12 protein-coding genes and 1 pseudogene are annotated in these 13,918 nt (G+C 63.3%); 7 read left to right on the plus strand and 6 right to left on the minus strand.

What is annotated here, in order from left to right:
- Window positions 1-14: 14 nt before the first annotated feature.
- From OK015_RS19445 to OK015_RS19460, 4 genes are all read right to left on the minus strand, one after another.
- Window positions 15-1,340 (minus strand): protoporphyrinogen/coproporphyrinogen oxidase, encoded by a 1,326-nt coding sequence (locus tag OK015_RS19445; RefSeq protein ID WP_268125558.1) that lies wholly within the window; start codon window positions 1,338-1,340, stop codon window positions 15-17.
- Complete coding sequence (locus OK015_RS19450; RefSeq protein ID WP_268125560.1) at window positions 1,330-2,346, minus strand: LLM class flavin-dependent oxidoreductase; 1,017 nt, start codon at window positions 2,344-2,346, stop codon at window positions 1,330-1,332. Before OK015_RS19450 ends, OK015_RS19445 begins: the two co-directional genes overlap by 11 nt.
- 32 nt (window positions 2,347-2,378) lie before the next feature.
- A complete protein-coding gene (locus tag OK015_RS19455; protein WP_268125562.1) occupies window positions 2,379-3,422 on the minus strand; it encodes an LLM class flavin-dependent oxidoreductase in 1,044 nt (347 codons plus the stop codon).
- Between the two features lie 172 nt (window positions 3,423-3,594).
- On the minus strand, window positions 3,595-4,149 hold the full coding sequence (locus OK015_RS19460) for a TetR/AcrR family transcriptional regulator (protein WP_268125564.1): 555 nt from the start codon (window positions 4,147-4,149) through the stop codon (window positions 3,595-3,597).
- A 90-nt stretch (window positions 4,150-4,239) separates the two neighbouring features.
- Here OK015_RS19460 and OK015_RS19465 point away from each other — a divergent pair, with 90 nt between their 5' ends.
- The 6 genes and pseudogenes from OK015_RS19465 to OK015_RS19490 all read left to right on the plus strand — a co-directional run.
- A complete protein-coding gene (locus OK015_RS19465; RefSeq protein ID WP_268125566.1) occupies window positions 4,240-5,322 on the plus strand; it encodes an LLM class flavin-dependent oxidoreductase in 1,083 nt (360 codons plus the stop codon).
- Between the two features lie 14 nt (window positions 5,323-5,336).
- On the plus strand, window positions 5,337-6,329 hold the full coding sequence (locus OK015_RS19470; protein ID WP_268125568.1) for a DUF7065 domain-containing protein: 993 nt from the start codon (window positions 5,337-5,339) through the stop codon (window positions 6,327-6,329).
- 21 nt (window positions 6,330-6,350) lie between these two features.
- The gene (locus OK015_RS19475) at window positions 6,351-7,412 is read left to right on the plus strand and encodes a phosphotransferase (protein ID WP_268125570.1); all 1,062 of its coding nucleotides are present in this window, start codon (window positions 6,351-6,353) and stop codon (window positions 7,410-7,412) included.
- Window positions 7,413-7,836: 424 nt separating this feature from the next.
- A complete protein-coding gene (locus OK015_RS19480; protein WP_268125572.1) occupies window positions 7,837-8,730 on the plus strand; it encodes a DUF1295 domain-containing protein in 894 nt (297 codons plus the stop codon).
- A 1-nt stretch (window position 8,731) separates the two neighbouring features.
- Window positions 8,732-10,288 carry a phytoene desaturase family protein gene (locus OK015_RS19485; protein ID WP_268125574.1) on the plus strand — a complete coding sequence of 519 codons (1,557 nt, stop codon included), beginning with the start codon at window positions 8,732-8,734 and terminating at the stop codon, window positions 10,286-10,288.
- A 47-nt stretch (window positions 10,289-10,335) separates the two neighbouring features.
- Window positions 10,336-10,676 (plus strand): annotated as a pseudogene (locus OK015_RS19490) (cytochrome P450); the annotation flags it as partial.
- Window positions 10,677-10,682: 6 nt separating this feature from the next.
- On the opposite strand, the gene OK015_RS19495 reads toward OK015_RS19490, so the two are convergent.
- The gene (locus OK015_RS19495) at window positions 10,683-11,414 is read right to left on the minus strand and encodes a hypothetical protein (protein WP_268125576.1); all 732 of its coding nucleotides are present in this window, start codon (window positions 11,412-11,414) and stop codon (window positions 10,683-10,685) included.
- Window positions 11,411-13,060, minus strand: a complete 1,650-nt coding sequence (locus OK015_RS19500; RefSeq protein ID WP_268125578.1) for a phytoene desaturase family protein — start codon at window positions 13,058-13,060, stop codon at window positions 11,411-11,413. The genes OK015_RS19495 and OK015_RS19500 overlap by 4 nt, the downstream gene beginning before the upstream one ends.
- Window positions 13,061-13,221: 161 nt before the next feature.
- Between OK015_RS19500 and OK015_RS19505 the strand changes: the two genes are divergently transcribed.
- A complete protein-coding gene (locus OK015_RS19505; RefSeq protein WP_268125580.1) occupies window positions 13,222-13,875 on the plus strand; it encodes a TetR/AcrR family transcriptional regulator in 654 nt (217 codons plus the stop codon).
- The last annotated feature ends 43 nt before the right edge of the window (window positions 13,876-13,918 follow it).

Consider the following 13,918-nt stretch of genomic DNA (forward strand, 5'->3'; position numbering starts at 1 on the left):
GTGCCTTTCAAGTGTCAGGCCAGTACTTGGCCGGCGAGTAGCCGCTCGGCCGCGCGCTGACCGGAGATTGTCGCTGATTCCAAGTTCTGGAAGGCCTGGGAGTCGCCGGCCAACTGTATTCGGCGGTCCTGCTCGCAGAGCGCGCGGAACCGTCCCAGGTCGCGGTAGAAACCAACGGCCGTGTACTCCTCCCGCCAACGCATTACATCGGCGAATTCGATGTAATCAGCTGTGCCAGGCAGGATCTCATCCAGCCCGGCGAGCAGGGCAACACGTATCTCGCCGTCATCGTCCTCCCAGTGCTCTTCACTCCAGGAGTCCAGTGCCGCGATGGTGAGCAGTCCCTTTCCCGCTGGGGCGCGACCGGGCGCCTTGTGATGGTCGAGCATTATTCCGGTGAGGAAGGGGTGGCTGGCCCGCGGCACCAGGAGGTAAGTGGACTTCACATCCCAGGGGATGCTGGACAGCCCGACCTTGAGCAGGATCAACTTTCCGTTGCGCACCCGCTGCTCGAGAAATCCCCGTCGCCAAGTGTCCAGCCCGCGCACGATCCGCGCGGTCGTCTGTCCGGGAGTCGTGACCACACAAGCCGCCGCGTTTTCGATTCGTTCGACGCCACCCTGATCCCTCCAGGTGACCGCGACTCCGCTTCCGGTGTCCTCAATCGAGGTAACCTCCGCGCCGACTTCGGTTTTCACGTCGCGGGCCAGCCGGTCAGTGTAGGAACCCATGCCGTCGCGGAAACTCACCAGCTTGGCGCCGCCGAATAGTGCCAGGATCGCCAAAAAGTCCCCCCGCGAGGCCGTGTCGCCGCTGGTAGCGGCGATGCCACGCAGCACGGTCTCGGCGAGATACTCCTGCAGTTCGCGACTGAATCGCGATCGCGTCCACGTCGACACTGTCTCAGTGTCATAGCGTCGTATCTCGGGCATCCGGGCATAGCCGGCTCGGCGCGCGCGGATCAATTCGGGCAGGATTTTGATCATCTCGAGTTTCGCGCGGATGGACAGCACTCGGGTGCGCAGCAGTCCGGACACCAGGTGGTTGCCATCCAGATCGTGGATGACTCCGTCGCGCAGGATGCCCAGGATGAACCCGCCGGGCACGATTTCGCCGGCCATGCCGATCTCGGTGGCGGTCGCCAGTAGCGTCCGGTGCGTGGTCGGCAGAAAGAACGCACCCTCGTCGAGGATGAAACCTTCCCGGCGCGACGTGAGCATCTTTCCGCCCAGCCGGTCGTTGGCGTCCAGCACCCGGACCGGAACGCCGGCTCGGGATAATCGTTGTGCCGCAGCTAAACCCGAGGGCCCTCCGCCGACCACAATGACGTCATCGGTCATCGCGGCCTACGCGTTTGAACGCGTCGATGATCTGCAGATAACAGTCCTCGGACTCCTCGGTGGTAAATGGAGGAACGTAGGACGTGTGCAGGGCCAGATGCGGAAGACCCTTGTAGTTGTCGAGTTTCTGGCGGCACTCCTCGGGTGTCCCGGTGATGGAGAACAGTTCGACAAGCTCTTCGGGGGTGTCCTCGAACGCCGCTAACCCCCTCTGCATCATCGACACACGCAATTCGTTGACCAGATCCTGCACGCCTTCGATTTGGGCGACCACGTCGGAAACCGGGTGGGCGATGTAGAAGCCGACGTGCTTCTTGGCACGCGCCAGCGCGACGTCACGGTCGGGGTGGACACAGCAAATGACTTCACACGCCAGGTCGAGCGCGTCCGGATCACGGCCGGCCGAGCGCGCTCCCTCGGCAATGTTGGGAAGCACGATCTGTTCGAAAAACTTTGGTGTCCAGAGATAGCCGACCCATCCGTCGGCCTTCGCCCCACACAATTTGAGCAGCTGTGGCCGCATGCCCGCGACGAGAATCGGGATCTGCGGGCGCACCATGTCACGCAGCCCCCACGGGTTGATCGGCGGGGCGACGAAGTTGTAGTAAGCGCCGTTGAAGGGCTTGACCTCTTCGCCGGCGAGGTACGCCCAGGAACGGCGTAACACATCGACGTATTCACTCAGCCGCTTGATCGGCTTGTTGAAGTCGGTGGAGTGGAAGGATTCCAGAAACTCCGGAACTCCGGTACCGAGGCCGAATTTCATACGGCCACCGGATAGCTCGTCGACGTCGGCTGCCGCGTTCGCCGCCTCGAACGGCGAGCGGTTGAACGCCGTCGCGAGCCCGGAACACAGCTCGATGTTCGATGTGGCCAACGCCGACGTGCACAACATCGCAAACGGGTTGCGGTATACCTCGTAGGTCCACACCGAATCTAAGCCCGCCTCGTCGGCCATGCGCGCGTATTCCGGTATGCGCGAAAGCGCGGCGGTGCGACTGGGCATTGTGATTCCAAGCTTCAAAACACCTACCCCTTTCAGGTTGAACTGCTGACGGTTTCGGACAAGGCGGGCATCACTACCCGGGCGAAGCGCTCCTGGTTGTCCGCCGCGATGTCAGGGGCCAGGTTGCCGAACGCCGACACGACGATCAGGCCCCCGGCATCGGTGCGACGCACGATCTCGCGGGTCTTCTCGACGACTTCCTCGGGCGTCCCCCACGGCTGCAGCTCGGCCAGGAAATGCGCGAATTGCTCCCGCCCGTGCTTGGCGATCGTGCGGGCGATATTGCCGTAGTATTCATAGCCCGGGATTTGTGCCATCGCCTCATCGGCGAAGCCGTAGTGCTCGATCGTCGACCGGTAGTAGGCCACAACCTGCTCGAACAGCTCGGCGGCGAGGTCGGGGTCCTCGTGGCAGGCATTGAAAATCACCACCATCGGCTTTGGCGGATCGGTACCGCGATATCGCCGATAGTGCTCGCCGTAGCGCTGCAGGTCACCGACCGTTTGATCCCAGGGCTTCTGCAGAAAAATCATGATCCCCGCACCGAGGCGAGCCATCACCTCGGCGGACTCCGGCGATATCGACGAGGCGAACACGCGCCCGCGCAGCGGCGCCAAGGGCGCCGGTCGCAGCTCGACGCCGCGCAGGCGTCCGGTTTCAAACGCGTCCAGCAGCTCGGCGGCGGACTGATCGAAAAGCTGTCGGGAACGGGCCATCTCGACGCCGAACCCGTCGAACTCCTGGCGGGCCAGCCCGCGCCCCATGCCCAGAATCAGTCGTCCGCCGGACAGGTGGTCAAGCACGCACGCGTGTTCGGCCAACCGGATCGGGTCGTGCCAGGGCAACACCGACACCATCGTGCCGAGCCGCACGCGCTGCGTGCGCGCCGCGACCCAGGTCAAAAACTGCAATGGATCCGTCGACATCGAATAGTCCGCGAAATGATGCTCGACAGCCCACACCGAATCAAAGCCGAGCTGTTCGGCGCGATCGGCGAGCATCATCTCCGTGCGCCAGACTTCGTGGTCGGGTCGCCCGTCGAGGTTCTGGAAGAAGTGCCCATGCCCGATGCGCACCGGTTATCTCACCGCTCCGAATCCTGAACGAACGTGTACTCCATATGATTTAGAATCATGCCTGGCAGCATATCAGCGCGGCATTCATATGTGAACGGTCGTTGACATTCCAATCCACACCGCGCTCATGCCAAGCCGTCGAACCCCGGACCACATTTTTTCCCGGCCTGGCTCACGGTGGGGCGGTTTTGAGACCGGTGATCAGGTATTGCAGACCAACCCCGAACGAGGACGGCGACCCGCCCCGTCCGCGTCTCGTTTCGATCATGACCGCGCCCAGCAGGTAGTTGAAGACGACGCTGATTCCGTCAGTTGCCTGGCGCTCGTCGTAACCGCCGCCGCGCAGAATGTCGAGAAGGCGTTCGCGCGCTTCGGCAACCCACTCGCCCGTGAGTTGCTCCGAGACCAGAATCTCCGCAATGCCGGGGCGGCTGACGAGGATCCGGTGCAGGTCAAGGATGGCGTCGAAGAGCACGGTGTCCCAGTCTTCGACAGTCGTTTGAGAACCCGACGGGATGGCGATGGTGCGCGCGACAAGTGCTTCGAGCAGTGCGTCTTTGGAGTCGAAATAGCCGTACAACGTCATGTGGCTGACGCCGAGGTCGGCACTGAGGCGGCGGAAACTGACGGCTTCGAGGCCATCGGCGTCAAGGATCGCCAGCGCCACATCGATCACATGGTCGACGTCGAGGAGGGCGCGGCGCCCAGGCCGATTTCCGGTAGTCATTTCCCCACAAGGTAGAACAATCGCGGTTGACATCAAATATTTACGGTGTAAATATTACGGCACTGAGTTCGACGTCGAGCAAGGGACACCGTGAGACTTGGATTGCTGCTTCCCACGATGCAGTCTGTAGACGTCAATCGCGCCGCCCTCCGCGCTGCGGAGCAGGTGGGGGTCGACGACGTCTGGGTACTCGACCACATGATGGGCCTCACCCATCCAACAATCTGGCCGTTGTTCCCTGCCGCGCAGGCACTTCCCGACCCCGATGCCTTGCTGGATCCCTTCTGTGTCGCGGCAGCACTGGGTCCCACGACTGATCTGCCACTCGGCACGTGCGTCACCGATGCCACCCGACGGCGGGGCGGCGATCTCGCGCGTGCCGCGCTCACGCTGCACGATGCTTGCCGCGGCGGCTTCGTCCTGGGTCTGGGCTCGGGCGAGGCGGAATCGATCGTCCCGTTCGGATATGACTACGACTTCCCCGTCGGCAATGTCGAGCGGGCCCTACGGGAAATCCGATCGATGCTTGACCGCGGCCACATGCCCGAAGGTGTTGGCCGCACTGGACTTCCGCGCGATGGCAACAAAGGCATCCCTGAGGTTTGGGTCGCAGCACAACATCCTCGGATGCTCCGGCTGACCGGTACCTACGCCGACGGCTGGCTGCCGTTGCCCAGCAGCGTGGAACGGTACCGCGAGCAGTTTGGCATCATCAAAGCCGCCGCCACGAGCGCCGACAGACCCACGCCGGTGGCCTCGCTGGTACCCGCGACGATTCTCGGAGATTCACGCGAGCAAGTCTTGCAAACGCTGGAACAGCTACCGGTCGCTCGATTGATCGCCTACTACCTGCCGGCTGCAACTTGGCGGACGTACGGCCTCGATCATCCGGGCGGGCCGGACTGTCGTGGCCAGGCCGACATCATTCCGCACACGATCGAGCCCGAACGTCTGGCCGAGATCGCCGACACGATTCCCGTCGAGCTCGTCGAGGAACTCGCCTGGCTCGGCAATGCCGACGAGATCGCCGAACGGATCGCTCCCTATGCGGAGTCCGGAGCCACCCACCTCCTGCTGGGCGATGTCACCGGAACCACGTACGCACCGGAGGAGGCAGCGCGCGTGATCGGCGAGCAACTCCCCCGGCTGCGGGAGCTGCTTCAAGAACTCTGACGACGAGAAGGACGATGACAATCGACACCGAACGCGAAATCACACCGGAAGACGACTCGTTTCGCTACCACGAGCGGCCCTCCGACCCGTTCTGGAACGAGTCCGGCCTCTTCGGGTTCATGATTCCCGAGCGCAAGATCGACGGCTATTTCTATGTCTGGCACCGACCTAACATGAACCTGACATCCGCAGGCGTCGCACTGTGGGACGACAAGGGCACGGAGACGCACAACTGCCTCTACTCGGAATGGTTCCACTTCAACCCAATGGCGTCCGACACGGATATGTTTGATTTTGAGTTAGGTAATGGCATGCGCTGCAAGATCATTGAGCCACTCAAGCAGTACCGCCTTGGCTACACCAGCGACACCTGTTCGTTCGACCTGCTCTGGACCGGTGCCTACCAGCCGCCGAACCTGCACTACTCCGGTGAGCACGGTTTCGACATTTACGGCGGCGTCCACTACGAACAACTCGGCACCGTGACGGGCACGATCGCCCTTTACGGCGAGACGATCCCGGTCGACTGCCACCACTTCCGCGATCACTCGCGAGGGCTGCGGCCCGGCCCGGCACATAACCTTCCCGGTGGCGGGTTCGACTTCGCTTGGGCGTCGGAGCGGTCCTCGTTCGCGGTGACGTCGGCACGGCCCGACCCTAAGGCGCCCGTGACGGCCCGGTCCATCGACCAGGTGAGTTACGGCCACATGACCAAGGACGGGGTCATGGCACATGTCGTTGGCGGTACGCGGGAAGTCCTGGATCGCGAGGTGGACGGCCGGCCTCGCCGGGTCGCCCTCCATTTGGTGGATGATCTCGGCCGCGAGCTCCACGCGGAGTCAAAGGTGCAGAACTGCCTGAAGTGGCACAGCATCTGGCATATGCAGTGGTGCCTTGCCAGCTGGGACGTCGACGGCGAGCCGGGCTGGGGCGAGAACCAGGACTGGTTCGACATCGACGTCATTCGTGCCCACCAGCGCCAGGCGTTCAACGCCGGACGTCCGTAACAGGAGACGAGGTTGCGCACGATGGTGGTGTCTAGTTCGGACGAGCTCACCCCCGAGTGGTTCACGCGAGCGCTCGGGTCCGCCGGCTCAGAAGTGACCGACGTCCGGATCGACCAGGTGGGCGGCGGCGCGATGTGCCGAATGGTGCGTGCGGCGTTGACCTGGGATGGCGCGAACGGTTCGCCCGAATCGGTGATCGTGAAGTTTCCGACGTCGGATGCGGGCACCCGTGCCCTGGCCCAGGCGATGCGGATGTACGAACTCGAGGTCCGCTTCTACCGTGACCTGCTCCCCCACCTGGCCGACGTAAGCACTCCCACTTGCCATTTCGCCGAGCTGGACGAGGCGACGGGCGCGTTCACCCTGGTTCTCGCCGACCTCAGTGGGCGGACGCGACCGGGCGACGTCCTGACGGAGAGCACCGAGGACGACTGCGGCGCCGTGTTGACCGAGCTCGCCCACCTGCAGGGTGCCTCGTGGAACTCGCCGACCACCGCGGCAATGCCGTGGCTCGCGGATCATCAACGGACGGTGGAGGTTTTCGACTCGATGCCCGCCGGGCTCGAGCCGTGGCTTGCCCGCTTCGGGCATTCACTCGAACCTCCCCAGGTCGCGCTGTTCGAGACCGTGATTCCGCAGGCGGGCAAGTGGATCAGATCGTGGGACGGCCCGTCGGTCGTTCAGCACGGCGACCTGCGCACTGACAACGTCCTGTTCAGTCTCGACCCCGGCCCGCGGGCCACCCTTCTCGATTTCCAGACCGTGCGGCTCGGACCGCCGGGTATGGACCCGGCGTATTTCCTTGGCTCCTCGCTATCCACGGAAACACGCCGCCGTGCCGAGCGTGAGCTACTCGCCGAATTCCACGACCGCCTCACTGCGACTGGGGTTTCCGGCTATGACTTCAACGATTGCTTCCGCGCATACCGCGAGGGTGCCCTCTACGCCGTCTACCTCTTCTGCGGCCTGTCCAGCCGGGTCGCGCCTTCGGAGCGTGTCGACCGCGTTATCGCAGACCAGACCCGCCGGTATGCGGACATGGCTCTAGACCTGGAGGCCGCGCAACTCGGGGGCCTTCTGTAGCCGAGCCCGCCCTGGGGTCACGGACTGATATGCCGCGGAAGTTGGGACAGCGCGCCGGAGAAGCGAGGAACCCGGACGCAATGATCTTTTATCTGTTGACGATGAACACATCGATGAACCGAGAAGGTCGATCAGCACATTCACGACCGGATGGCTACCCGACCAATCTTCTTCCGACCGAATGGTCACGCGAGGACGCCCCGAAGATCATCGACAAGACACGGCCGGAGGTCGTCCGACGCGCGCTCGCGGCAATCCCCACCTACGCAAGAACGGACAGCCGTTACCCACTGAGGCGTAGGGCCCGAGACCGGGAGATGAACGATCGTGAACTGTCCAATGGACGACGGTTTATAGCTGTTACTGTCGATCTGTATCAATTAGTAGTTACCGATCGTTCTCACTATTTGTTACGGTGGGGAACGTGGGTGACTTCGTCAGCGGCCTGGGCGTTAACCCGTCCAGCGACCTCAGCGTCTTTCTATTTTGCGCGACCTTCACCTTCGCGGTGGTGACCGCGCTATGGGTGGTGGGCTTGCTACAGGGCAACCATTCGATGATGGACGGCTGGTACGGCTTCGCGTTCGCGGTTCCGGCGTTGCTCGCGTATCTGATCGTTGGCGCCCAGTCGGTCGCCGCGGCGCTGCTGTTATTCATGGTGATGCTGCACGGCGGCCGGCTGGGGTGGTATCTGGCGGCGCGCTGGCGGCGCTATGTGCCCGTGTATGGAGGCGACCCGCGCTATCTGAACTTCGTCACGGAGATGTCGCCCGGCTACTGGTGGAAGAGCTTCTTCCGGGTGATGGAGCCCCAGGCTGTCATCATCGTGCTGATCGGAATGCCCGCCGTGGTCGGCATTTTGAAGAACCGAACCCCCAACGGCGGCATCGGCCTGCTGGCGTTCGCCGGCCTGGTGCTCTTCATGGTCGGCCTGTACTTCGAGACGGTGGCAGACGCACAACTGCAGGCCTTCCTGGCACTCGATGAGCGACCGCGTTACCTCAACACCGGGGTCTGGAAGCACAGCCGCCACCCGAATTACTTCGGGACCACCACGGTCTGGTGGGGCATGTGGTTGGTCGCCGTCGCCGGCAACCCGTCCTGCTGGTGGACGGTTGCGGGTCCGCTGATCAACACGATCATGCTGACCTCGGTGCTGGGTTCGGCGTTCCAGGACAACTACATGGGTGTGCGGCCGGAGTATCAGGAGCTGATGGCACGCACTCGCCGGTTCCTACCGATTCCGTTGTCGGCCGAAGCTATTGCGCGCAATCAGGCGCAGCTGGCTCAGCAGCGCGCCGGCGCGAACGCTGCTTGAGATGTACGACGCCATCGTCGTCGGGGGCGGCCACCACGGTCTGACCTGCGCGACCTATCTTGCCCGCGCCGGCAAACGCGTCGTGGTGCTGGAGCGAAAACCGTGGCTCGGCGGCATGACCTACTCGCGCGAAACCGTTTCCGAAGCACCGGGATTCGTGATGAATCCGTGCGCGGTGGATCTGCTGTTCACCAATCTTGAGCCTTCCATCGTCAACGAGCTTCGCCTGGAATCGTTCGGATTGCGTCAGGCCAGCCCCGAGCCGTGGGGCGCCTACGTGGGACCGGAAGGCCAGTCGATCGGGCTGTGGCGTTCCCTCGATCGCACCGTCGACGAGATCCGGCGGTATTCGAAACGTGACGCCACGAAGTTCGCGCAACTCTGCGAGATGTGGTGTGACTTCTGGTATGTGGCGGCGCCGTACCTGATGGACCATCCCACCCGGCCGCGGGTCAAGACGGTCGCGGAACTGGGTTGGCGTGCGGTGCGCAAGCGCCGCAATCTCGCGCCGGTAGCCCGCATGCTGATGGCTTCCCCGCATCAGCTCATCGAGTCGATGTTCGAATCCGAAGAGGTGAAGTCGCTGCTGGCGATCTACGCCTCGGGTTCGGAAGCGCCATTGCGGGAGCCGGGATCGGGCGCGGTGCTGGGCGTGATCATGATGCACATCGGGTGGGGTATCAAACGCCCGATCGGCGGCATGGCCGAATTCACCGGCGCACTGGCCGCATGCCTGCGCCACCACGGTGGCGAGACCCGGACCGACGCGGCCGTCGAAGAGATCCTGGTCCGGGGTGGGCAGGCAGCTGGAGTGCGTTTGGCCGATGGCGAGGTGCTGCACGCTCGGCAGGTCGTCGCGGCGGTCGACCCCGTCACGCTGATGAGCAAGCTGGTCGACTCGGCGCACGTGTCGGACGCGGTGCTCGACGAGGTTCGCAATATCCGCATCAACGGCTGGGGCATCAACAACACCAAGATCGACGTAGCGATATCTCGACGGCCGAAGTTATTGTGCGACAGGCCTGAACTCTGGGGCAGCTACATGCTGATCGGAGACACCAAGCACTACGTCGACCGCGCACTCGACGCCGCGATGCATGGTCACATTCCGGCCGAGACGCCGATGTGGGCCCTCATGCCGTCGGCCTTCGACCGTTCGCAGGTGCCGCCGGGCAGCGAGGGCGACACCATGTACCTGTTCTGCACTGCGGTTCCGCAAACCTTCGCCGACGGCAGCCAATGGGCGCAACACCGCGGGCCCTTCGCGCACCAGGCGATACAGAAGGTCGACGAGGTGGCGCCGGGATTCGCCAGCGCCGTCATGGGCAGCTGGGTCAAAAGCCCGGCAGAACTGCGCGACATGACACATGAGGGCAGCTACGTCGTCGTTGACATGTCGCTGAATCAGATGGGACCCAATCGCCCGACCGCGTCGCTGGCGGGCTACCGCACCCCCATCCTGGGCCTCTGGCATACGGGCGCCGGCGCGCATCCGATGGGCGGCGTGCACGGCTGGGCGGGCAGAACCACCGCGCGCACCGTCCTCAAGTCCTTATAACCGCAGCTGGCATCACTCGCATGCTTCGATCATGATCGCCCAGGCATCATCCCGATCCCGAACGGTTCGACCCCGGGCCGGACGCTTGGCGCCACGCTTAGTCCGACCACCTGGCTGCCAGTCGGCGGCGGCAATCGCCGCTGTCTCGGTGCGACGTTTCGTGCCGGAGATGAGAGTCGCCCTGTGCGAGATTCTCCGTCGTGTGCCGCTCGAAACCACTGCGGCTCACGGTGAACGACAAAGGGTAAGGCATGTCATCCTGGTGCCGCACCGCGGCACGCGTATCTGCGTCCGCTCCGTACTCAACCCCGTGGCAGCAAGACCCGTGGCGACCGAGCTGCCACGCTGCCCAGCAATTACCCGGGAAGCCTTCCCCACGCACAGCTGATCCGCTTCAGACTGCCCGTGCACCAATCACATTGGGTGCTGGCGCGTCTGCTTCTTTCTCCTGCTGCCGCAACGCCCTCAGCAATGCCCACATCATGATGACGACCCAGATGCCGAACGTGCCAAGGCCTAGGTAGAAGACGAGCAATCCCTGCCACGCCACCGGTCCTGTTTTCGCGAAGTATGGAAGGAAGGCAGGCAGGAACGTGAGCGGAATCCATATGTTCGCGTAACCGACCCAGCGAGGAAATACCGGGTGCGTAGTGCGGTCCAACAGGATTGCCACGGCAATCGGGATCTCCTGGAGTAAAAATAGCCCGATCGGTGTGACCAGCAGCAGCCACGCCAAATCGTTGATCGCCTGGATCGCCACGGGATCTCGGTCGGGGCGAAACGCGGCGACGTTCATGACGATGAGCGGCAAGACGGTGACGATCACCACGCAGATACCGCCGATCTGCTGCAGCGTTGCAAGCGCGGGCGGGGCCGCTTTGATCCGCAGCATCTGTGTGGTGATCAAAGCGACGAGTGGCCCCAAGAATCCCAACCCAATTGCGGCGAGCAACAATCCGAGTCGTGTCGTGGTCGGATGAGCGCGGTAGAACTCGGCGATCTGCTCGGCGTTCAGATTGGCGCCGGGCGGCACCGGAAGCAGGCGAGCGACGGTGAAGCCGGCGAAGGTCAACACGATGACCGCCAATCCGCACCACGCCATAGCGCGTTGCACGGCGTACGTCACGACGCAGACCTTGAACGCCCGCCCAATCGCCGAGTGATCCGCTTATTGCCGCTATTCCGCAGAATCTCCCGAGCGCTACCGCGCCCCGGCCATCCGCTGAGGAATGCCATCGGGAAAGCACCTGCCCCGGTGTGCCACAGCCCGTCGATGGGCGTCTTCCACGCCGACATCGACGGCGCCGGCCGCCACGGCCCCATCTGCGCCAGGGAACAGTCGACGTGTTCGTAATTACCGCGCGCCACGTGATACTGCGACTCGAAGTCATCGGGCGTGGTGATGTGAACGTCGAGGATCGCGTCGCCCAATTCCGGTGCATACTGGGCGAAGTTGTCCATCATCAGCTTGACGTACTGCTCCTTCTCGTCCTCCCACGTGCGCCCACCCGACAGTTTCCGCGGTGTGTTGAACGCATAGAAGTAAAGCGTGTCACCGTCGCTACCCTCGGGCACCAAAGTGCGGTCGTAGATCGAACTGGTGATGTGCTGAATCGGGATCTCGTGGGTGAACTCGCCGTTGATTGCGGCATGGGCCGAGCGGTTAAGGTAGTCCATATTGGGGCAAATCGTGATGGCCGACAACGCTTCTGGGCTGCGGCCCTGTTGGTAGCGGGGAAAGGTGAGTCGCCGGTCCAGCGCGCAGTCGACCTTGAATGTGTAGATGTTGGAGTGCAGATTCTGAAGTCCGCGGATTTCGTCCCGAGTTTGTTCTGGCACCACGTCGGGGTCGAGCAGTTTGGTCATCAGGGTGATCGGGTCGGTAGCGGCAACCACCTGGCGCGCGGTGAATGTCCGCCCGTCCTCGAGCGTGACGCCTCGTGCATGGCCACCTTCGGTGAGGATCTCTTTGGCTTTGGCGGCAGTGAGGATCGTACCGCCGTGCGCTTCCACGCAACGGGCCAAAGCCTGGGTGTATGCGCCAGTGCCACCGACCGGATGGCGCACCCCCCACTCGTGCAATCCGGCGATCAGGGACAGGTGCAGCCCCGTGCCGGCTTCCCACGTCGGGGCGAAACTGGCCAGTGAGTAGGTGGCAACCGGCACCTTGATCTCGTCACGGTCGAAATACTCTTCGCAGACCTGTTCGATGGAGGCCAGCATCGCCCGGGCGCCGCGTGCAATCGACTTTGGTCCCTTGGCCGCTCGGACCAGCATCTCGCCCAACGCCGCCGGCCGGACCCGCACGGGATGACCCTGCAGATATGGCAGGGCGACCTTGAGAGTCGCGGTGATGTCGTCACACAACTGCTCGTAGCGGCGAGCGTCCTTGTGTGAATAGCGCTTGATCTCTTCGACCAGGCGCCTGCGATCTTTCCAAATCGGCATCACCTGCCCGTCGGGGCCCAACCAGGTCAGCAGGGTGTCGGGATACACCCAGCGCAGTCCGTACTTCTCAAGCTCCAGTTCGTGATCGATGGATGGCTCAACACCGGTCAACAGGAACTCGACCGAGCACGGATTGACCTTGTAGCCGGGCGCATTCGGCATTTCCATGGTCCATGCGAGACCGCCGACCACGTCGCGGGCCTCCAAAACCAATACCTTTTTACCTGCGCGGGCGAGGTACGCCGCACACGTCAATCCGTTGTGGCCGGCGCCGACCACGATCACGTCTAGATCCGAGTTGTCTTTGCTTGCCAGCGAGACCACGGCATCTCCCCTAAACCTTTGATGATTAAACGCACTGTATGCCTACATGAACGGACTGTATAGTAGAGAAAACAGTACGTCTAGGGTGGCTATGGCGCAGCGCGTATTACAGTCGGGCAGAGCCTGGCCACCTCCGGCCGTCGCAGCAGCGAGGAATGCCCATGTCAGAGCCGTCGACCCTCCGCGGCGTGCGGGACAAGCGAAGGGCCGAGCGCCTCAGTGGCCGCACTCGGCCGGACTACATGACCGTTATCGTCGAAGCCGCCGAGCGGGTGTTGGCGGAGACGCCGTTTCACAAGATCACCATCGACCAGATCCTCAACGAGGCGCAGGTTTCGCGGGCTACGTTTTACGCCTACTTCTCGTCGAAAGGCGAAGTCGTCGCCGAAGTGTTGGGTCGCGTCATGCTCGAGCTGTTCGACCTGCTCGATCCGTTGTTCCAGCGACTCCCCGACGACAGTCGGCGTCAGGCGATCGCCGCAGTCCTGCAGGAGTCGGCAAAGCTATGGAAGCTACACCGGCCGGTTTTCCATGCCACACACGAGAATTGGCACTCCGTACCCGAGTTGCGGGTCAAGTGGCTCGCGCTCGTCGAGAAATTCACCGATGCGATCGCGGGGCAATTGGAGGGTGGCGCCGACCACGGGGCAGCTCGCGGCAGGACGGCGCGTCAGCGCAGTGCGGCTTTGCTCTGGTCGAGTGAGCAACTGTTCTATCTGGCCGGGACCGACGCCGACGACGATCTGAACGATGAGCAGGACCTACTGGAGACCCTGGCGATTATGTGGGAGGGCACGTTGTTTGGGCCGGAGTGATCCGGCCGCGGTCCGGCACGTCGTTTGAGCAGAGCAGAGTACA

It is taken from the genome of Mycobacterium sp. Aquia_216 (genome assembly GCF_026723865.1).
Classification (GTDB): Bacteria; Actinomycetota; Actinomycetes; order Mycobacteriales; family Mycobacteriaceae; genus Mycobacterium.

Excerpts from the sequence above, each read along its gene's own strand:
- OK015_RS19485 (WP_268125574.1), top strand. The coding sequence starts at position 8,732 with ATGTACGACGCCATCGTCGTCGGGGGCGGCCACCACGGTCTGACCTGC.
- OK015_RS19450 (WP_268125560.1), bottom strand. The coding sequence starts at position 2,346 with ATGCCCAGTCGCACCGCCGCGCTTTCGCGCATACCGGAATACGCGCGC.
- OK015_RS19505 (WP_268125580.1), top strand. The coding sequence starts at position 13,222 with ATGTCAGAGCCGTCGACCCTCCGCGGCGTGCGGGACAAGCGAAGGGCC.
- OK015_RS19475 (WP_268125570.1), top strand. The coding sequence starts at position 6,351 with ATGGTGGTGTCTAGTTCGGACGAGCTCACCCCCGAGTGGTTCACGCGA.
- OK015_RS19445 (WP_268125558.1), bottom strand. The coding sequence starts at position 1,340 with ATGACCGATGACGTCATTGTGGTCGGCGGAGGGCCCTCGGGTTTAGCT.
- OK015_RS19470 (WP_268125568.1), top strand. The coding sequence starts at position 5,337 with ATGACAATCGACACCGAACGCGAAATCACACCGGAAGACGACTCGTTT.
- OK015_RS19460 (WP_268125564.1), bottom strand. The coding sequence starts at position 4,149 with ATGACTACCGGAAATCGGCCTGGGCGCCGCGCCCTCCTCGACGTCGAC.